Below are 18690 nucleotides of genomic sequence, written 5' to 3'. Positions count from 1 at the left end.
TCGACTCTATTAAGTTTACATGATTGTAACATCATCGCTTTCAGACAAACGCACCCTTTAATTTTGAACCCCTTTCGCATGAGGCCGTCTACGCTAAGAGCCGAAGATTTTATTATTCGAAGGTAGTTAGTTAAACAATAGACAAACCCAACAGGGAACTTATGTTAAGATATTTTTACATAAATTTTCAAAAAATAATAGTAAGAGGTGTAAACATGTATAGTGGCACTGCAAAAGACATTAGGAAAGGGTTAACTGCTGATTGTTCCAAGTGCTTTGGCCTCTGCTGCACAGCACTTAATATTCTTGCTTCGAATGATTTTCCAATAAACAAACCTGCAGGGACTCCGTGCATGAATCTGCAATCTAATTACAGCTGCCAAATTCACAGCAAGTTAAGAGAAGAAGGGTTCAAAGGGTGTACGGTCTTTGATTGTTTAGGGGCTGGACAAATGGTTTCCCAGGTTACTTTCAAAGGTCAAAGCTGGAGAGAGCATCCAGAAATCAGAGAGAAAATGTTCCAATTATTTCCGATAATGGAACAAATCCATGAAATGATTGCTTATACTGCTGAAGCCTTGTCGTACGATATCCCAGCCGACTTATCCGCTGAGCTGCAAGAGAAATTAGAGGAACTTCAAAACCTGACTGAATTAGACGCGGAGGACCTATTATCGCTTGATTTGGTGGTGTACCGATTTACACTGAATGAATTGCTGACCGCTGCAAGTGATTGCATAAGAAAAAAAGTGATGGGAGGGCTGCCCCGTTCTAAAAATATCACAGAGTATGATTACGCAAGAGCAGATTGGATGGGAAGAAAAGCAACTGGCAAAGATTTGAGGGCCGTTGATTTCAGAGGAGCCCTGTTAATTGCTGCCGATTTACGGAACACCGATTTAAGAGCGGTCAACTTTATCGGTGCAGATTTACGGGATGCAGATTTTAGCGGGGCCGATCTATCTACCAGTATGTTTTTGACCCAAATGCAAATGAATTCGGCTAAGGGTGACAGTACTACAAAAATGCCTTATTATATCCAGCGTCCCCGTCATTGGATAAACTGAAATAATCTTACATATTCCCCTGTGACCACGCTGCTTTATAAGACAAAAAAGAGTATGAAATCATGTAAGATTCCATACTCTTTTTTGTTATCTTCCAGCAACTTGAGCCATTATCAACCGGCCAAGCCTCTTCACACCTTCCGATATTTCACGCCCATTCTCATAACTAAACGAAAGCCTCAAATACGCAAGACCCTCTTCCTGATCCAAAAAGAAATACTTACCCGGGACGTACGACACGCCTTCTTCAACGGCCTTTTCCAGCAGCTTCGATGTATCGACACCCGGAACCTTGAGCCAGACGAAGTAACCGCCCTGAGGGACGTACCAAGAAACTGATTCCGGCATTTGGTTTTCAAGCTCGGACAGAAGGAGTGAACATTTTTCACGGTATACTTTTCTCAAAGTGGTGTAGTGTTCTTCCCAGTCCACCTCGTACAGAAACTGGCTTACGCTTGCTTGTGAAAAAGGGTGATCAAGATCTTTTTTGAACCATGACAACGCCTCTATGAACTCCTTATCAGCAGCCACCCAACCGATGCGCAGCCCGGGTGCCACGACCTTAGAGAGAGATCCGATATACAGGACACGCGGATCATTTCCTCTCTTCAGAGACTTCAATGGTCTCGTATCTTGATTAAAGTATACTTCCCCGTAAGCATCATCCTCGATCACAAGGAAATCGTAATCCCTTGCCAGCTTCATGACATGCTCACGGCGCTCCTCCCTCATCGTAGTGCCTGTTGGATTTTGGAATGTCGGGATCGTATACAGCACTTTCGGAAGCTTTTCACCTTTCTCCCGGCGTTCCTTCAGCTCCTTTTCCAAGCGATCGGTCCTGAGTCCGTTTTCATCTATTTCAATCGTCATGAATCGGCTCGTATAGTTCTGAAAGATTTCGAGAGCCTCCATATACGTCGGTGATTCCACTGCCACGACCGTCTCGTCGTCAATGAGGACACGGGCGATCAAGTCGATCGCCTGGCACGCGCCGGATGTAATCAATAGTTCGTCACTTTTGATGTTCATATGGCGTTCCTTCATCAAGTTTTGAAGAATCCCCTTCAGGCCGTCCGCTTTTTTGCTTCCAATATAGTGCAGCGGCAGATCCTTCTCCTCTTCCAAAAGCTTCACAACAGAGTTCTTCAATTCCTCAACCGGGACAAGCCCGGGATCGGGGTAGCCGGAACTCAGTCTGATGCATCCTTCGGGAATGACGGGCATCCATCCCCCCGGGGGATCATTTTGCAATGCGGGTTTAATGTCTTTTGAAAAAAAAGATTCCGGATTCACGCGATCAAACACCTTTCCATTCATTGTTTAGTTTCATTTTATAGGAAGAACCCCCGGGCTTCTACCCGAATCCCCAATAAAAAACAGAAAGCATTGACAGCTGCCAATGCTTTCGTTTATCTGCACCTTTATTCAAATGTTCCACGTGAAACATTCCATTTAAAAGAAGGCTGTTTTCTAAAAGGTGGCTGCTTTTCGCAAATTGGCATGCAACCTGAATATAGCTTGTGGACATGCTCTTTACCCACTCAAGTTCAAACAACAGACGGACCGATAAGCCGACAGCACGCGAAAGCCTAAAAGAAAAACAAATGGGCCATCAATGCTGCGACCGGCAGGGTGATGATTGTACGCTGTAAAAAGATGATGAATAGCTGCACGAACGAAATTGGAATCTTTGACTTAAGCAATAGGATACCGATTTCAGACATATAGATCAGCTGAGATAAGGACATGACCCCGATCACAAAGCGGGTCAGCTCCGACTTGATCCCGCTTCCTACAACGGCAGGCAGGAACATGTCGGCGAACCCGACGATCATCGCTGGTGCCGCCGCTTTCGCTTCCGGAATCTGCAGCAGTTCGAGTAACGGAACGAACGGATAGGACAGGTAATCAAAGATCGGCGTGAACTCGGCAATCACGAGTGCCACCGTCCCGATGGCCATGACCAGTGGGATCAGTGCGAACCAAATGTCCACTACATTCTTGATCCCGCTGCCTGCTACACCGCGGAGACTTTTAACCTGGGCTGCCTTTTCAACGGCCGTCTCAAGGCCCCAGCGGAAATTGGAGACCCCTGCAGGCACGTCCTCTTCGATCTGCTTTCCGACCGGCTCGTAATAGGTTTCTTTTTTAAGAGAAAGAGGAGGGATCCTCGGACAGATGATGGCAGCGATCACACCCGTCACCACCACCGTCAGATAAAATTGGACAAACAGGTGGTCAATCGCCAAAAACTTGGCGATCACAAGGCTGAAGGCGATCGACGCAATCGAGAAGTTGGTGGCGACGACTGCCGCTTCCCGTTTCGTATAATACCCGCCTTCATACTGCTGCGTCGTCAGCAGGACTCCGACCGTCCCGCTTCCCATCCATGATGCCAGGGCATCAATTGAGGATCTGCCCGGCAATTTAAACAGCGGCACCATCACATTCCGGACCAGGGTGCCGAAGAAATCCATCAGGCCGAACTCAAGGAGCAGCGGCATGAATAAGCATGCGAACAAGAACCATACCATCAGCACGGGGATCAGATCATACAGCACGACCCCGCCTGTAAATTCAGACGATATGTATTCAGGACCAACTTTGAAAAATGTAATGATAGCGAATGCCGCCCCGATCCAGCGCAGTGTCAGCCAAAACGGCGTGACATCGTAGAGCGCCGTAAGGAATGGACTCTTTTTAACAAATTGAATATCCGTGAATTTTACCGCTAAACTCGCAAGTGCCGAAAGACAGATGATCCCGGTCATGATCGCCGGGATGTAATCGGCAATCATGGCCTGCAGTCCTTCCGCCAGGACTCCAAGCCCGATCGTTACCTTTCCATCTACCGATATCGGGATCAAAAACAGCAGGACCCCAATCAGGGATGGCAGCCAGAACTTCATATACTGCTTCGCCGTAAACTCTTTTTTTACCGTGATTTCCTCTGCATGCTGCAATTTTTGTGTCTGCATATGTAACCCCTCCATTCATATACCACGTTTTTATAATTTTCTGAGTATAAATAAGATAACATTCAAGTGAATAAATATACAACCCTATATGTGAAAAATGGTAGATTAGGAGCTTTTTTTATAAAAGGCTGTTTTCTAAAAGATTGTTGCTTTTCGTAAATTGTCTAGTAGCCTGAATGCTTCTAGTGGACGTGCTCTTTTCGAATTCAAGTTTAAACCACAGGTAGAAGTACATCAGAAAATACCCAAGTTCCGGTATTTTCTTGTGTGTAAAGCAACAAAATATGCGAAAAGAGCTTTATAAAAATAAATTAGGTGAACAGTGGAATAATACGTACAAGCATACATAAGGAAGTGTCGTCCCATGGACTTTTTTCAAAGTCAGGAATCACTGACGGCGGTTGAATGGATTCTCAGGGCAGTCGTCGGGTTCTTCTTTTTACTGATTGTCACCAAGGTCCTCGGTCAGCGGGCCATCTCCCAGCTCAGGCCGCTTGATTTCGCCATCGCTCTCGTAATCGGCAACATCATTGCCCACCCTCTTTCAGATGAACACCTCGCATTGAAAGGGTCGATTATCACCACCATTGTGCTGGTCGTCCTCTATGTCGGAGGTGTGTATCTTATTCTCAAGTGGCCGTGGTTCAGGAAGCTTCTTTCCCAGCCGCCGATCACTCTTGTTCAAAATGGCAAGGTCCTCAATAAGGGACTGATGAAAGCAAGAATTTCTCTAGACGTGTTACTGGAGGAATTGCGCGAGGATAAAATAGACGATGTTAAAAAAGTGGCCATGGCCATTTGGGAGGCAGACGGGAAAATTTCGGTGTTTCTCGATCCTAAATATGAGCCGCTGACCCCTTCTGCTCTCCAGATTGAAACAGAGCCTTTCGATTTTCCGAGGACGATCATCAAAGAAGGGAAAATGGATATGACTGTTCTCTCTCACATTCAGAAGGATGAACGATGGGTTCGGTCTAATCTGGAGAAACAGTATGGAACAGAGGTAAAAAATGTTCTTCTGGCCACCATCGACCGGAAGGATAACCTCAAGGTGTTTTTATATCAATAAAAAAAGAACCTTCGATCCTAAATCAGATCAAAGGTTCTTGGACCAAAAATATTTAGCTGTGGGCAAGCTCTTTTCCATTAAGACCAAGAGCCTCTGCCGTCGAAGCATGGATTTCCTTGAACAGCTCCGGATTTTCTGATAATGATATACCATATGAAGGAATCATTTCCTTGATTTTCGGTTCCCACTCATTCATGTGCTGAGGGAAACATTTATCGAGTACTTCCAGCATGACGTGGACCGCTGTCGACGCACCAGGTGATGCTCCGAGCAGGGCAGCGACCGAACCGTCGGAGGAACTGACGACTTCCGTTCCGAATTGAAGGGTGCCTTTTCCGCCTGCTTCCGTGTCTTTGATGACCTGGACGCGCTGGCCGGCCACGACGATGTCCCAGTCTTCGCTTTTTGCATTCGGGATGAACTCACGCAGCTCTTCCATCCTCTTTTCTTTTGAAAGGAGGACCTGCTGGATCAGATACTTCGTCAATCCCATGTTCTTCGCGCCTGCCGCAAGCATTGTCAGGACGTTGTTCGGTTTGACCGAAGTGATCAAATCCAGGTTTGAACCGGTCTTCAGGAACTTAGGCGAGAAGCCTGCAAACGGTCCGAATAACAGTGATTTCTTATTGTCGATGAAGCGTGTGTCAAGATGCGGCACCGACATTGGCGGAGCACCGACTTTCGCCTTGCCGTATACTTTGGCATGATGCTGGGCCACGACCTCCGGATTGTTGCACACCATGAAAAGACCGCTCACCGGGAATCCGCCGATGCGCTTGGACTCAGGAATACCTGTCTTTTGAAGCAGGTGAAGGCTTCCGCCGCCTCCGCCGATAAAGACGAACTTCGCCGTATGGGTTTCAATCCGTCCGTTGGCAAGGTCCTGCACCTTCACTTCCCATGAACCGTCGCTCGTACGTTTAAGGTCCTGGACACTGTGCCCGTAGTTGACTTCGACGTTCTGAGTCTTCAAATGGTCGAATAATAGGCGTGTCAACGCCCCGAAGTTAACGTCCGTACCAGAATCGATCTTGGTTGCCGCGATCGGTTCGTTCGATGTACGTCCATTCATGATCAGCGGAATCCACTCTTTCAGTTTTTCAGGATTGTCCGAGAATTCCATGCCTTCAAACAGCGGACTGTCTGACAGCGCTTCCAATCGTCTTTTCAAAAATTCCACATTTTTAGCGCCTTGAACCATGCTCATATGAGGAAGCGGCATGATGAAGTCCTGTGGATTACGGATCAGGTTGCTGTTGACCAGATGAGCCCAGAACTGTCTTGAAACCTGGAACTGCTCATTTACCTTAATTGCTTTTGTAATATCGATAGAGCCATCAGGCTTTTCGGATGTATAGTTAAGCTCGCATAACGCAGCATGTCCCGTACCCGCATTATTCCACTCATTCGAGCTTTCTTCCCCCGGTTCCGACAACTTCTCAAATACTGTGATTTCCCATTGTGGTGCTAACTCTTTCAGTAATGATCCCAAAGTCGCGCTCATGACTCCGGCACCGATTAAGATAACATCTGTTTTCTTCTGTATGCTGCTCATGATACCCTTCCTTACCTTTAATATTTTCACAAAAAAGAGCAGGCGCTCCTGCTTCAATTTCACAAAAAGCAAGGCGTCACTCCAGGAACACATCTCATTACTAAATATATCATAGTCTGTCATCCTGATTGGCAGATAAATATAAACTTCTGTTATCTAAATATTATAAACTATTTAAAGATAATAAAAAAGTGCAACCTGTTTCCACAATAACCAAGAAGACAAAAAAGGCTCACAGGCTTCGCACTTGGTTAAAGTTCTAAAAATTCTGTCATTTACGTCAAATCCCACTGTAAGTAATTACTATTCTTGTAAAACAGGCGCCGCTAAATCAATCCGGTTCGTCCATACCCCGCCGGTATACTCATCCGGCAGCCGCTCCAGATCCTGAGGTGTATCAAATCCTTCCGACCATCCTCCTTCGCCGGCAACAAGGATAACGCGCGTTCCCGCGTCTTCCATGCGTTTGATGAACTTATCCGGCCATCCCCACATCCATTTGGCATACTTCTCGGGCAGATGGATCTGTGTGTCCTCACAGGCAGAAGGGACATACCCTGTCCAACCGGCAGCGATATAAGGCAGCATACAGCTTTTCAACGTCGCAATCGACATGACGCGAATGTCCGGAAGTTTTTCTTTCAACGCTGCAATCGGCTGGTCGCCGCCGTATACCGTGAGTTCACTAAGACGATCCTCTGACAGTCCTGCAAGACGGCGGGCAAGCTGTTTTCCTTCCTCCGGGTCATCACTCTTGATATGGATCAAAAATGAACCCTCTGGAAAACGCTCCAGCACCTCATCAAGTGACGGCATCATCCCGACTCCCTTCCCTCGGAAAGGATAGGTCTTCCCGCCATCAGCCGTATATCCATATCCGACATCGAGCTGCTTCAGCTCCTCCATCGTGTGCTCCCTCGTCACCCCTTCACCGTCCGTCCGGCATTCCAAGGTCCAGTCATGGAAAATCGCAAACTTCCCGTCCTTCGTCTGCTGAACATCAAACTCTACGACATCCGCTCCTCTTTCAAAGGCGGCTTCCATCGATGGAATCGTGTTTTCAAGGTAAGGATGATCGGGCTCATGGATTCTCTCAGCCGTGCAGGTATCACTCTTGATCCCTTCCATCGGGAATGTCTGGGCCATCCCCCTGTGGGCAAGCAGTAAAGGCTTTTCATCTTCGGTTTTCGTAAATAGGGATGTGTTGTTTATGTACATGAACGCTGCCAGAATAACGATACCCAGCAGAGTCCTTTTCATGATTCTCTGAAACTTTTTCATCGTTCCTCCCCGGTACTCACAAAAATTGAATTCTAGTAAATTGTATCCCTTTTCCTGGAATGCCGCTATGGTTTTCGGCTTATTACCGGCAGCTCCGGCCAGCCCCTGCGCCTTATTATCTGCCACAGGGTATTTAGGGTTGTTCCAGCGGTTGATTAGAGTGTAAGAAGTAGACTCCTGCGGGAGAAACACGGGTCACCCGCGGAAAGTGAAGTTTTGCACGGAAACCAATAGCGCCATATAGAGTCGACAGCAATTCCGGTTTTTATCCCATTTTTTTCTATCCCAAGGGAAATCACCATGTATTGCTGCTTTTATGTGTGTGTATGAGAAAAGAAAGCTTGATTTCCGCTGCGTTTTGACTCTCCAGCTCGAAAATCCCTATGAGGTTTCGGCGGGGCGGGGGTATCTGGCTGGATTTAGGGGCGGAATTTTTAATTTAAGAGCGAAATCCCTGGATTTAAGGGCGAAATTTTCAATATAAGGGCGAAATCCTGGATATAAGAGCGAACTACCGATTTTTCGACAGATTCTCTAATATCATTCACCCAATATACACGTATGGGTATAATCCTAATTGAACAAAAAGAAGCCCAGGATCCATCCCGCGCTTTCATTAGTTCGGAAGGAGCATTTATTTCCTGTCCTTAAAACTCCGCTCATGCCTCAAAAGCCATTCCTTCCTCCATAAACCGCCTGCATAACCTGTCAGCTTCCCATTCGACCCGATGATCCGGTGGCAGGGGACGACGATGCTCATACGGTTCCGGCCATTGGAGCTGCCCACTCCCCTGACTGCCTTCTCATTCCCAATCGTGACGGCGATCTCTTTATAGGTAGACGTGTCCCCATATGAAATTCCCGTCAGTGCTTCCCATACCTTCTTTTGAAAAATGGTGCCATCAAGCTGATACGGAAACGTGAACGTACGTCGTTTGCCTCTGAAATATTCGTCGAGCTGCATGGCACATTCGTTCAGCACGCCGGGGCATTCACCCCCGCAGCCGTCTGCCTCAGATTCTTCAATGAACAGGATGGACGTAATCTGTTCATCCGTTCCTTGTATTTCTATCATCCCAATCGGCGACCGATACAGCTTGTTATATAGCTTCATCATACAAAGACCTCCATAGATAGAATGCGGCATATGCCTGCCAGCCTTCCCATTTATGCGAAAATGCCTCCATTTCCTTAAGCGCCGGTTTACGCTCGTACCCCAATGATGCCTTCAACGCATTTTGAAGACCGACATCCGCGGCGGGAAATGACGTTTTGACATGGAGACATTTCATCATGACATAGTCGGCTGTCCAGGCCCCAATGCCTTTATACTGCAGGAGCGCTTTCCTTGCTTGCTGCTCGTCCAGTTTCCTCAATGATTCTTTTGATAATCTGCCGTCCTTCATGGCAGCCGCAATTCCAATGATGTATGTTGCCTTTCTGCCGGTGATCTGCAGCTTTCTGAGATCTGCCTCCTCCAGCAGAGCAATCTCCTCAAACGATGGAAATAACCAATAGGTCTCACCATGAAACGTCAACTTTTCACCATACTCCTCGACCAGCCGCTTTTTCAATGTATAGGCAAAGGTCAGGTTGATCTGCTGGCCGAGGACCGCCCAGACGAGGGCTTCGAACAGATCATGGATGGCAATCCTCCGCAAACCGGTATAATTCCTTATGAGTTTCGACAGAACGGGATCGTCACTTCCCCATTTATAAAACTGATTGAGGTCCGCGTCCAAATCAAACCACTCCCAGATGTATTGCGCCGCCTTTTCCCGTGCCGCTTCAGAGGGAATGCCATTCAGAAATTCAACCTTCAGGGATTTGTTGACAGACTGCACCTTAAACAAGATCAACTCCCCATTCAGCCTGACCAGTTTCATTAAACAGCCTTCTTTTATGGTATGAAGGATTTCCCGGTCGTTCCTTCCGAGGAATATCAGGCACTCATCAAAGCTGAACGGGTTTGGCGGATGGATCGTAATGGTGGAATGCCCGTCAGTCCAATTCATTCTCTGCACCCCCTGTCATCCGCCTCCGGTATTCGCTCGGTGAACATCCTTTCAGCTGTTTAAACACTTTATAGAAATTGGAGGAACTCTGGAACCCGGCCTCATAACCGATTTCTAGGTTCGTGAGACCTGTCGTCACCAGCAGATGAGCCGCTTTATCGACGCGGATTTTTTCCAGATAGGTGCGAGGCGTCTCCTCGGTTTCCTGCTTAAAAACGCGCTCAAGATAATAAGGGCTGAGTCCCGCATGATACGCAATATCTTTTAGCTCAAGCGGCTTATTGGCATGATTGACGAGATAGGCGGTCACCCTCCTGACCACCTCGATATTCGGGGAATGCTCGAGTTCCGGCTGACATCTTTTACAGGCACGATAACCGGCCTCCTCCGCTTCATGCCGCTCAACATAAAATTCCACATTCACCTTTTTCGGTTTCCGCGACCTGCAGGAAGGACGGCAATAAATCTTTGTTGTCTTCACGGCCGTAAAGAACAGCCCGTCATACTTCCGGTCACACGCCATGATCTTCTCCCACATCTCTTCGAATGTCAGGTTGATGGCTGACATGGGCACACCTCCTTTCAGCAGTATTTGATGAAACAGCCGACCATCATCAGCTCTCCGAAAGAAATCACTCTTTGCTTTCTATTGTATCAAGACTGAAGCACGGGATACCTCCTGATTCTTGCTCTTATGGTCTAAGAGGTACTTCAAGCACACAAAAAAAGCTCAGGCTCAACACCTGGGCTCAATACATTATAGTGTAGGCTGCTTCTGCTTCTTCCTCCTCCTAATCAAAACAAAAATTGCAATGAAGGAAATCACCGCCAGCAGGATGATCGTATATACAATCAGGGTTGTATCTTCGTTGACATCCTCCGGAATGAAGCGGGTCGCAATCGGTCCGAGTGAAAGAAACAGCGGGATGATGATCGTGAACCATGTTTTTGTGTAGACGGCTGCCGCAATGAAGATGACGATACACGCAGCGAGGATCAGATTATTTTGCAGAGGTGTCGCTGTAAAAACCGGCTGGAAATCCTGGGCGTTGTACCATAGCAGGACGGATACACCTATCCCGGTGAAAATAAACATGGTACCAATCAACAGAACATAGCTCCACTTTGAATGGAACTTCGGCAGCACCTTGAATAATAACGCACCATAGACAAGCAAACCGGCGATTCCTGCAATCGCCACGATCAAGATCATGCCTCCCGTCAGCGAGAACTTCCCTTCAATGGCTGGCCCGAGACTGAAATAAGCAGCCAGCAGCAAGAGAAACAGCGGTACCAGTCCAAATATCTGACGGTAATCCGTCTTCATCGATTCCCCAATGCTTTTCATATACTGCTTCGGGCTTTCCCCTACGATATGCGTGACATCTTTTCCCTCTGCCTCTGCTTGAAGCAGGTGATCTTCCAATTCCTCCGTGATTTCATTGATTTCGCTGTCGTTTTTCCCCTTTGACATCAAGTGCATCCGAAGTTCGATCAGAAACTGTTCCGATTTTTTAGAAAGCATCTTTTTATATCCCCCTTTTATTCAACACATTGTTCACCGAGGAACTCAGCTGTTCCCAGCGCTTGATAAATGACTCCAGCTCTTCTTCCCCTTTTTCGGTCAGGGAATAATATTTCCTTTTCGGACCGGCCGTCGACTTCCTCAGCGTGGCAGTGACCAGGCCTTCCTTCTGCATACGGAGCAGCAAAGGATAAATCGTTCCTTCGCTGAAAGAAGTGAACCCATAAGACTCGAGTCTTGCCGCCAGTTCGTAGCCATAAATTTCCCCGTCTTTGATGATGGACAACAGGCAGCCGTCCAATATTCCTTTTAACATCTGGGTTGTATCCGCCATGGACGTTCTCCTTTCAGTACCTTGTAATGCAAGATATATTAATAGTATATTCACCACTACCTTGTATTGCAAGATATATTTGATAAATTTTTACAAAAAAGCATAGAACTGAAACTTTTCTTTCGTTTCAAGCGTATGTAAGTCAGAGGTGAAAAAGCATGTACATACATATAGATGAACCAACGGAAACCATATCAAAAAACGCCGCCAAAGTATGGAGGATCTCCAACACAATCGGACACACGATCGTCCTGATCATCATCGCGATCCTGCTGCTTTGCACGGAGAAATTCGACTGGTATAACTGGGTCGGCATCACTCTTTACGTACTCGGAGGCCTGTTCATTATTTCTGCCGTGTTTTCGATCATCATTGAACCTGTTTATTTACAGAAGACATGGCGCTATCAGGTGGATAAGGATTTCGTGCAGCTGAAGTTCGGGAGATGGGAGCAGCAGCATATCCTCATCCCAATGGAAAAAGTCGAATACGTCCGCACCGAACAGGGGCCGCTCATGAGGCGCTATGGTCTTTACGAAATTGAAATCGGCACGACGGCCTCGAATCATAAGATTCCTGCCATTCCGGCTGATACGGCGAAAACATTGAAGGCCGAGATCGCCACCTACGCGAAAATCAGGGACAATGAGGCAGAAAAAGGAGAGGTCGGGGCATGAATCATCCACCCAAGCGCTATCATCCGGCGTATATCGCCGTTGAGGTGTTCTCATCATTAAAGGGCCTGGCCGGATTTTATCTGCTTCTGTTCCTTTTGAAGGCGAACTCCACAGCGGCATGGGTCATATGGGGGCGCTACGCCCTGCTTGCTGCCACCGCCGCGTCCATCCTGTTCATCCTTTCAAGGTGGATGTTCAACCGCTATGAACTCGGCGTGACATCCATCGTCTTCAAGGAAGGCATGTTTGTCAAAAAGCAAAAAACCGTTGCCTGGGACCGGATCCACAGCCATCGGTCCAGTACGACCTTCATCCACCGCTGGTTCGGGCTGACATCCCTTACCCTGGAGACCGGCACGAGCGGGGAAAATGCCGAGTTTGAATTTCCGGTCATCACCCAGAAGGAGAAAGAGCGGATCCTCTCCTATATTGAAGTGAAAAAGGAGGCTGGAGAATACAGTGAACAAACGAGATCTGACCGGATCGTCCGCTTCCGGGCAACCAAAAAGGACCTGATGAAGGCATCCTTCACATCACTCAGTTTCCTTGCCATCTTCCCGCTCCTGAGTGCCATTTATTTCAACCTGGCCGATTTCTTTTCCATTGAGAAATCAGCGGAAAACGCCTGGTCCTATTTGTTGAATCATGTGTGGGTTCTCGTCATTCTCTTTATTGCGGCCATGATTATCTCGATTGTGATTGGTTTTGTGAAGACCACGATTAAATATGGGAATTACGTCATCAGCGACGATAAAGATCGGATTTATATCGAGAAGGGGGTCGGCAATGAAATCAGTTTCTCGATTGCAAAGGATAAAGTGCAGGCCGTAAAAGTCGAACAGACCCTGGTGAAGCGGTTGTTCGGACTCGTTTCGATCAAATTGATCAGTGCCGGCACGTCAGACGGGGAAGAGGATATCAGTTCCCTCTATCCGTTCATGCCAAAGCACGATGCATACAGCATGCTGCACTCCATCCTGCCCCAGTATCACATCCGGGAAGAGATGGAGCGCTTCCCGGTCAAGGTGCTGTGGCTGAAACTGATTCAGCCCTATTACCTGACGATCGCATCCCTGATCGGATTATGGTTTTTCAATAAAGAAAGGCTGTGGGCTGCGGCGATCATCTTCGGATTCTCCGTCTTCCTGAGGATCCTTGACTACTATTTCACAAGCTACATCCGTCACGGACACACCGTCCAGATCCGGAAGGGAGGATGGATGAACGAAACGTTCGTCACCCACCTCCACCGCATCCAGCAGGTGACCGTCAAACACAACTGGCTGCAGCGGAAATTCGGGGTCGCCACCATCATGTTCTCCAACCGGGCGGACCCCGCGCATGAAAGCCTGCTGTACGGGGTGCCGAAGGAGGAAGCTGGGATGTTTTATGAGTGGTATCACCGCAAAACCGTCTCGTGATGAGGCGGTTTTTTTATAGGTACATAACCCAAACCCCTGCATAGGATAAAATGAAAAAACCTGTGGAGGGAATGAGGAACATGTACAATGACCCGAATATGTATTCATGGCAGCAGCACTATCCTTACTATGCGAATGGACAGTATGTAAGACAGCCTGTTCAACCTGCTTACCCCAATGGCGGAGCGTATGTAAACCACTATTATGATCCAAGGTTTTTGTATGAAAATCGTGCTATTCCATTAAAAGACTACGGTCCAAATCCACTTGCGCTGAATATCAACGAAGCAGCCAAGCAGAACAATACTTACCGCACGGCCCTGTGGACGGGGAAACACTTGCAGGTCACGCTGATGAGCATCGACGTCGGCGATGACATCGGACTGGAGGTCCACCCTGATGTTGATCAGTTCCTTCGTATTGAACAAGGGCAGGGAGTCGTCCAGATGGGGAAAGACAAAAATAATTTAACCTTCAAACAAAATGTTGCCGATGATTCAGCCATCTTTATACCTGCCGGGACGTGGCATGATGTCACCAACACGGGCAGCACCCCGCTGAAACTTTACTCCATTTACGCCCCGCCGAACCATCCATTCGGGACGGTTCATCCGACCAAAGCGGATGCAGAGGCTATGGAAAGCGGAAACGGCAATAAGAAAGTATTTGGCAAGACCCCGGATGAATGGGTAATGCATACCGAATTTCTTGTAAATGAAGGCTTGGAGGACGTGAAACGAGGCATCAATGCCACGCATATCCTTCAGGAATTCATTCTCATGGGTGTCCTTGTAGGGAAAGGCTACACTCCTGAAGATGCGTACAAAACGGTTGAAGAATGGGAGCGTACGGGGGAATCGAAACTTCTTCAGCAAAGTAAAAACATGGGGCGATAAGAATCCAGCGGCTGCACTTTTGCCTCAAAAAGGGTCAGACACCCGGGGAAACTATTAAAGTTTCTTACGGAGAGCCTGACCCTTTTTTGTTATTTATATGCTATCTTCAAACCTTCATAGCTGTTAATCACCGCAGCGACCAGCAGCCCAACAGCCACTGTCAGGTAAAACCACTGAAAGTTGAAGGAGTTGTTGAAGAGCACCTGGATCCTGTCGATGAATGCCCCTTCCATCACTTCCATGTTCCGGAAGATAAACAGGAAGACAACTACAGGAACAAATTGATATACGGCATTCTCGATTGCCAGCCTTTTTGTCCAGACACCAGCTCGCCATTTCCGGAGAAGAAGGAACAGCTCCATACCAATCAGAATCACAATCAATGGCCAGTAACCGAGGAGAATATCCTGTTCGAAAAGAGGCGTGAACACCCTGCCGCCGTCACTTTTTTCGTACAATCCAACAATGTCAGAAGCTTTGAAATAACAGATGGACCAAATAACTGTCCAGACGAGACCGCCGAATATCTCAACCTTGCTGATCCGCTTTTCCTTCGGGATATACGGGATATCCTTCAAATCATCGGGTGTCCACTCTTTTCCTTTCATCGTGAGCGGCTGCTGCCTTTCCGGGGATACGGTCCGTTCGATGACGGCAAAGGTCACGGTCAGCCAGAAGAACACCTGCATCCCCGCGCTTAAAGCCTCGACAACCCCATTTCCTGCAATGGACAGGAACATTTCGACGGGATTGGAATCACCTGAATAGTTCAATACTGACGTTACAGCCAATACGAGGAACGTGATGGCAGCGGCAATCGGCACGATCAACTTCAACAGTGTGATATACAAATCGTAATAACGCGGTCCGATCAGGTGCATCGGCCTTTCCCGGTAATTGGAGGCCAGCACAGCGGGGTCACCCATTGCAGTCAGAACCTCTCTCACATCATCCTCTTTATAATCATCCGGCAGCATATCTTCAATTGTGGATCTCAACTCAAGTGCGATGTCGTCACGGTTCTTCTCAGGCAGCCTTCTCATCACTTCTTGAATATAAAGTTCAACAAGCTTCATTTTCCCTCTTCCTCCTTTAATAAAATCGCCAATTCCCCGGACATGTTCTCCCATTCCGCCTTTAACTGCTTCAGAATCTCATCTCCGTATTCACTCAGCACATAATACCTCCTCGGCCTGCTCTCCGACCGGTCCCAACTGCTAGTGACCAGCTCCTGTTTCTCCAACCTTCGCAGCAGCGGATAAAGTGTACTCTGCTCCATTGAAATCCCGCTCTTCTCCAGCAATTGGACAAGTGAATATCCGTACTGCGGCGTCCGCAATTGACTCAATACCGCCAGGGTCAGCGTCCCCCTCCGGAGCTCCGTCGTCAAGGATGTCAGCATTGACTTATCCATACCTTCACCTCTTTGCTTGAATTATACTGTGTGGCATTTACTGTGTGTCGTACACTATATGCTTTATACTATGTATCATACACTATGTCCGTGCAGAATAGAAACATTTTTTGTAAAAAAATTGCGTTCGAGCCCGGGGTAAGAGCTGGAGTCTCAACGCTTTATACTGAAATCCATGAAAACAACCGGAAACCACCTGCCCACGGGACTAAATGGTGTAAATGTAATTCTAGTGGCCGAATTTATGGATTTAGCTGAATTTGTGAGTGTCATTTCATCCAAGTGGGGTTCCATAATTTTACTAATCTTTTAAAATTGAATGATAATCTTCGAATTCGGGCCGTTAATCTTTGAATTCGAATCAAAAATCTTTTAAATTTGACAATTAATCTTTTAATTTCTGGGATAATTCCGTCACTTGGGAAAATAAGTAATTTTTTAAAATCCTGCCTGATCAGCGGATCAGAGGTGAATGACCTCTGATCTTCATTAATGATTTTCATAAAACACTGGTATGAGGGCTAGGATCGGTGGCAGGGAGTTACTCAAGGCAGAAAGATGTGTAGAGCAACAATAATTCAGCTGATTGCCTCAACCCCGATTAAACAATGTTAAAATATACCTATACCAATCTACTAAATTGAAGGGAGAAACAAAATGAACGAAATCCAACACCTGACAAATAAACTCAACCAATTCATAAATGAACGTAACTGGGGACCTTCCCAAACCCCTAAAGACCTCGCCATCTCCATTTCCATCGAAGCCGCCGAGCTGCTCGAAGACTTCCAATGGATCAGCAGCGAAGAAGCCCTGGAAAAGAACGAAGAAAACATCCGGGAAGAAATCGCGGATGTCCTGATCTACTCTTTAATGCTTTGTTCTAAACTTGATTTGGATGTGAAAGAGATCATCGAAGAGAAAATGGTGAAGAATGCGCGCAAGTATCCGGTACCAGGTAAAAAAGTGATGGCCGATTAGAGAAATGAAGCTGAATAGTTTGTTCCTTTCACGAAGGCAAAAACGGACGGTACGACTCATCTCAGGCTGTTCTGCCCTATACGGGGCCGCTGCTTTTTCAGACAGTCTGTTTCGGTATTCTGAGGTAAATATCAATGCCATCATCCTGACTATATGCACACTCTGTTTATTCTACGATTCTTTCCGGGAACCGGATAAAGTGGAGTAGAACGGCAAAGGGCAGTACTGCACACAGTACCGCCCCTTCCAATCAATCCCTGTCCCTAGCCACCTGCGTATCCCGGATATTTTTCTGAATCGTAATCGCCGCAAACAGGCTGAGGACAAATGACATACCATAAAATCCTTTTTCACTTAAAATGATGCTGCCGGCATTATAAAGACCGATTGCCATCAAGGCAATGGCGACAATGACGGCAAACCAGCTGAGGCCGTAGTAGATGCCCGAGACCGGGATATCCTCTTCCTTGTCCCTGACCGCTTTTTGCAGGGAAACCGCTGCATACAGGCCGAATACGAGGACAGCGAAATAATAGCCTTTCTCATTCAGCTCCATTCCCGCATTGAACAGGCCGATTAGATAAGCGGCCACCCCGATCACCAATGCTGCCCAGCTTGCCCCTTTAAATGCGGAAGTCGGTTCCCCTTCTTTTCTTTCCACTTTGATTTTAGGTTTCTTGTCATCGTTCTTCACCAATGGATTTTCATTGAAATCAGACATTCGCCGCTCCCCTTTACTGTCATTGTAATATAAGTGCAAATACTGCTTTTATAAAACTCATTATAGCAATTTTTTACATATATTGTTTGATTATGAAAAAATTTCTTTCGTTATGCCTTATATAAAGATATTGGTTGGCAGAATGACTTATGAAAGGCCATTGGCAGGAGATAGGCTCAGTCGCGACAGCTCTGACTATTGTCATTGCAATCCCGTCACATCCTGAAAAAACTCAAGAAGAAAATGGATGTCTGACCGGTTAAGATTGACCGCTTCCTATACTGCCCCTTCTAACCTCCCAGCACATCCGCCCATACCCCATGCATAAGATAAATGGATATGTTATCGAGAAGGAGGATACCCATGTATTTCAATCAACAATGGGCAGCTGAACATCGGCCCGCCGCGGATACCCGGTTGATCAAAGATATCAAGAAAGCAATCAACGCCGAGTACAGCACAATCGCATGCTACGATAAGTTAGCCGGGAACGCACCGACACAGCAGGAGAAGGACCGGATCCTTGAGATCCAGAAGGATGAAAAGAGGCATTTGAAAGAATTCAGCAGCATTTACGAGGCCTTGACCGGAAGCAAGCCTTCATACAAAATCACTGAAACCTGCCCTGATCGTATTATAAGGTTGACCAGAATTCTAGATATTTCTGGTTGACCTTTTTTTATATGGTCTTATTATAACAGTAGCCAGGGTAGAACGTCCCTGCCCATGGGACTTAGATCCCGTCAGTTAAACCGT

19 protein-coding genes are annotated in these 18690 nt (G+C 47.0%); 7 read left to right on the top strand and 12 right to left on the bottom strand.

Annotation, left to right across the window (positions count from 1 at the left end; all coding sequences use genetic code 11):
* The first annotated feature begins 215 nt into the window (after positions 1-215).
* A complete protein-coding gene (locus tag BHE18_RS21960) occupies positions 216-1067 on the top strand; it encodes a pentapeptide repeat-containing protein (RefSeq protein ID WP_071620611.1) in 852 nt (283 codons plus the stop codon).
* A gap of 87 nt (positions 1068-1154) precedes the next feature.
* Here BHE18_RS21960 and BHE18_RS21955 read toward each other — a convergent pair whose 3' ends face one another.
* Both BHE18_RS21955 and BHE18_RS21950 read right to left on the bottom strand, forming a co-directional pair.
* Positions 1155-2360, bottom strand: coding sequence for an aminotransferase-like domain-containing protein (locus BHE18_RS21955; protein ID WP_071620610.1), 1206 nt, complete (start codon positions 2358-2360; stop codon positions 1155-1157).
* A 296-nt stretch (positions 2361-2656) separates the two neighbouring features.
* Positions 2657-4045 carry a YjiH family protein gene (locus tag BHE18_RS21950; RefSeq protein ID WP_071620609.1) on the bottom strand — a complete coding sequence of 463 codons (1389 nt, stop codon included), beginning with the start codon at positions 4043-4045 and terminating at the stop codon, positions 2657-2659.
* 364 nt (positions 4046-4409) lie between these two features.
* Between BHE18_RS21950 and BHE18_RS21945 the strand changes: the two genes are divergently transcribed.
* Positions 4410-5114: a DUF421 domain-containing protein gene (locus BHE18_RS21945; protein ID WP_071620608.1), complete on the top strand. Its 705-nt coding sequence runs from the start codon at positions 4410-4412 to the stop codon at positions 5112-5114.
* 52 nt (positions 5115-5166) lie between these two features.
* On the opposite strand, the gene BHE18_RS21940 is transcribed toward BHE18_RS21945, so the two are convergent.
* The 7 genes from BHE18_RS21940 to BHE18_RS21910 form a co-directional block, all read right to left on the bottom strand.
* A complete protein-coding gene (locus BHE18_RS21940; RefSeq protein ID WP_083573931.1) occupies positions 5167-6762 on the bottom strand; it encodes a malate:quinone oxidoreductase in 1596 nt (531 codons plus the stop codon).
* Positions 6763-6972: 210 nt separating this feature from the next.
* A complete protein-coding gene (locus tag BHE18_RS21935; RefSeq protein WP_071620713.1) occupies positions 6973-7950 on the bottom strand; it encodes a glycerophosphodiester phosphodiesterase family protein in 978 nt (325 codons plus the stop codon).
* A 634-nt stretch (positions 7951-8584) separates the two neighbouring features.
* On the bottom strand, positions 8585-9067 hold the full coding sequence (locus BHE18_RS21930) for a methylated-DNA--[protein]-cysteine S-methyltransferase (RefSeq protein WP_071620607.1): 483 nt from the start codon (positions 9065-9067) through the stop codon (positions 8585-8587).
* Entirely contained in the window at positions 9051-9965 is a 915-nt protein-coding gene (locus BHE18_RS21925) for a DNA-3-methyladenine glycosylase family protein (RefSeq protein ID WP_071620606.1), read from the bottom strand. Before BHE18_RS21925 ends, BHE18_RS21930 begins: the two co-directional genes overlap by 17 nt.
* Positions 9952-10533: a bifunctional transcriptional activator/DNA repair enzyme AdaA gene (locus BHE18_RS21920; protein ID WP_071620605.1), complete on the bottom strand. Its 582-nt coding sequence runs from the start codon at positions 10531-10533 to the stop codon at positions 9952-9954. Before BHE18_RS21920 ends, BHE18_RS21925 begins: the two co-directional genes overlap by 14 nt.
* A 189-nt stretch (positions 10534-10722) precedes the next feature.
* A complete protein-coding gene (locus tag BHE18_RS21915; RefSeq protein ID WP_071620604.1) occupies positions 10723-11490 on the bottom strand; it encodes a DUF1129 family protein in 768 nt (255 codons plus the stop codon).
* A gap of 4 nt (positions 11491-11494) precedes the next feature.
* On the bottom strand, positions 11495-11824 hold the full coding sequence (locus tag BHE18_RS21910) for a PadR family transcriptional regulator (protein ID WP_071620603.1): 330 nt from the start codon (positions 11822-11824) through the stop codon (positions 11495-11497).
* A 158-nt stretch (positions 11825-11982) separates the two neighbouring features.
* On the opposite strand from BHE18_RS21910, the gene BHE18_RS21905 reads away from it, so the two are divergent.
* From BHE18_RS21905 to BHE18_RS21895, 3 genes are all read left to right on the top strand, one after another.
* A complete protein-coding gene (locus tag BHE18_RS21905; RefSeq protein ID WP_071620602.1) occupies positions 11983-12501 on the top strand; it encodes a PH domain-containing protein in 519 nt (172 codons plus the stop codon).
* Positions 12498-13922 carry a PH domain-containing protein gene (locus BHE18_RS21900; protein WP_071620601.1) on the top strand — a complete coding sequence of 475 codons (1425 nt, stop codon included), beginning with the start codon at positions 12498-12500 and terminating at the stop codon, positions 13920-13922. Before BHE18_RS21905 ends, BHE18_RS21900 begins: the two co-directional genes overlap by 4 nt.
* A gap of 71 nt (positions 13923-13993) precedes the next feature.
* Positions 13994-14818, top strand: a complete 825-nt coding sequence (locus tag BHE18_RS21895) for a cupin domain-containing protein (protein WP_440480409.1) — start codon at positions 13994-13996, stop codon at positions 14816-14818.
* 89 nt (positions 14819-14907) lie between these two features.
* On the opposite strand, the gene BHE18_RS21890 is transcribed toward BHE18_RS21895, so the two are convergent.
* The gene (locus BHE18_RS21890) at positions 14908-15894 is read right to left on the bottom strand and encodes an HAAS signaling domain-containing protein (protein ID WP_071620599.1); all 987 of its coding nucleotides are present in this window, start codon (positions 15892-15894) and stop codon (positions 14908-14910) included.
* The gene (locus tag BHE18_RS21885) at positions 15891-16232 is read right to left on the bottom strand and encodes a PadR family transcriptional regulator (RefSeq protein WP_071620598.1); all 342 of its coding nucleotides are present in this window, start codon (positions 16230-16232) and stop codon (positions 15891-15893) included. Before BHE18_RS21885 ends, BHE18_RS21890 begins: the two co-directional genes overlap by 4 nt.
* A 657-nt stretch (positions 16233-16889) precedes the next feature.
* Here BHE18_RS21885 and BHE18_RS21880 point away from each other — a divergent pair.
* Positions 16890-17213 carry a nucleotide pyrophosphohydrolase gene (locus BHE18_RS21880; RefSeq protein WP_071620597.1) on the top strand — a complete coding sequence of 108 codons (324 nt, stop codon included), beginning with the start codon at positions 16890-16892 and terminating at the stop codon, positions 17211-17213.
* A 250-nt stretch (positions 17214-17463) separates the two neighbouring features.
* Here BHE18_RS21880 and yiaA read toward each other — a convergent pair whose 3' ends face one another.
* Positions 17464-17934 (bottom strand): inner membrane protein YiaA, encoded by a 471-nt coding sequence (gene yiaA, locus BHE18_RS21875; protein WP_032087087.1) that lies wholly within the window; start codon positions 17932-17934, stop codon positions 17464-17466.
* A gap of 363 nt (positions 17935-18297) precedes the next feature.
* Here yiaA and BHE18_RS21870 point away from each other — a divergent pair, with 363 nt between their 5' ends.
* Complete coding sequence (locus tag BHE18_RS21870) at positions 18298-18606, top strand: ferritin-like domain-containing protein (RefSeq protein WP_071620596.1); 309 nt, start codon at positions 18298-18300, stop codon at positions 18604-18606.
* The last annotated feature ends 84 nt before the right edge of the window (positions 18607-18690 follow it).

The sequence above is a fragment of the Rossellomorea aquimaris genome (genome assembly GCF_001877785.1).
Taxonomy (GTDB): Bacteria; Bacillota; Bacilli; order Bacillales; family Bacillaceae_B; genus Rossellomorea; species Rossellomorea aquimaris_A.
Note: the sequence above shows the minus strand (reverse complement) of the source record. Positions and strands in the feature narration are given on the sequence as shown.

Excerpts from the sequence above, each read along its gene's own strand:
- BHE18_RS21950 (WP_071620609.1), bottom strand. The coding sequence starts at position 4,045 with ATGCAGACACAAAAATTGCAGCATGCAGAGGAAATCACGGTAAAAAAA.
- yiaA (WP_032087087.1), bottom strand. The coding sequence starts at position 17,934 with ATGTCTGATTTCAATGAAAATCCATTGGTGAAGAACGATGACAAGAAA.
- BHE18_RS21915 (WP_071620604.1), bottom strand. The coding sequence starts at position 11,490 with ATGCTTTCTAAAAAATCGGAACAGTTTCTGATCGAACTTCGGATGCAC.
- BHE18_RS21870 (WP_071620596.1), top strand. The coding sequence starts at position 18,298 with ATGTATTTCAATCAACAATGGGCAGCTGAACATCGGCCCGCCGCGGAT.
- BHE18_RS21945 (WP_071620608.1), top strand. The coding sequence starts at position 4,410 with ATGGACTTTTTTCAAAGTCAGGAATCACTGACGGCGGTTGAATGGATT.
- BHE18_RS21900 (WP_071620601.1), top strand. The coding sequence starts at position 12,498 with ATGAATCATCCACCCAAGCGCTATCATCCGGCGTATATCGCCGTTGAG.
- BHE18_RS21930 (WP_071620607.1), bottom strand. The coding sequence starts at position 9,067 with ATGATGAAGCTATATAACAAGCTGTATCGGTCGCCGATTGGGATGATA.
- BHE18_RS21935 (WP_071620713.1), bottom strand. The coding sequence starts at position 7,950 with ATGAAAAAGTTTCAGAGAATCATGAAAAGGACTCTGCTGGGTATCGTT.
- BHE18_RS21885 (WP_071620598.1), bottom strand. The coding sequence starts at position 16,232 with ATGGATAAGTCAATGCTGACATCCTTGACGACGGAGCTCCGGAGGGGG.
- BHE18_RS21960 (WP_071620611.1), top strand. The coding sequence starts at position 216 with ATGTATAGTGGCACTGCAAAAGACATTAGGAAAGGGTTAACTGCTGAT.
- BHE18_RS21890 (WP_071620599.1), bottom strand. The coding sequence starts at position 15,894 with ATGAAGCTTGTTGAACTTTATATTCAAGAAGTGATGAGAAGGCTGCCT.
- BHE18_RS21940 (WP_083573931.1), bottom strand. The coding sequence starts at position 6,762 with ATGTGTTCCTGGAGTGACGCCTTGCTTTTTGTGAAATTGAAGCAGGAG.
- BHE18_RS21905 (WP_071620602.1), top strand. The coding sequence starts at position 11,983 with ATGTACATACATATAGATGAACCAACGGAAACCATATCAAAAAACGCC.
- BHE18_RS21880 (WP_071620597.1), top strand. The coding sequence starts at position 16,890 with ATGAACGAAATCCAACACCTGACAAATAAACTCAACCAATTCATAAAT.
- BHE18_RS21920 (WP_071620605.1), bottom strand. The coding sequence starts at position 10,533 with ATGTCAGCCATCAACCTGACATTCGAAGAGATGTGGGAGAAGATCATG.
- BHE18_RS21895 (WP_440480409.1), top strand. The coding sequence starts at position 13,994 with ATGAGGAACATGTACAATGACCCGAATATGTATTCATGGCAGCAGCAC.
- BHE18_RS21910 (WP_071620603.1), bottom strand. The coding sequence starts at position 11,824 with ATGGCGGATACAACCCAGATGTTAAAAGGAATATTGGACGGCTGCCTG.
- BHE18_RS21925 (WP_071620606.1), bottom strand. The coding sequence starts at position 9,965 with ATGAATTGGACTGACGGGCATTCCACCATTACGATCCATCCGCCAAAC.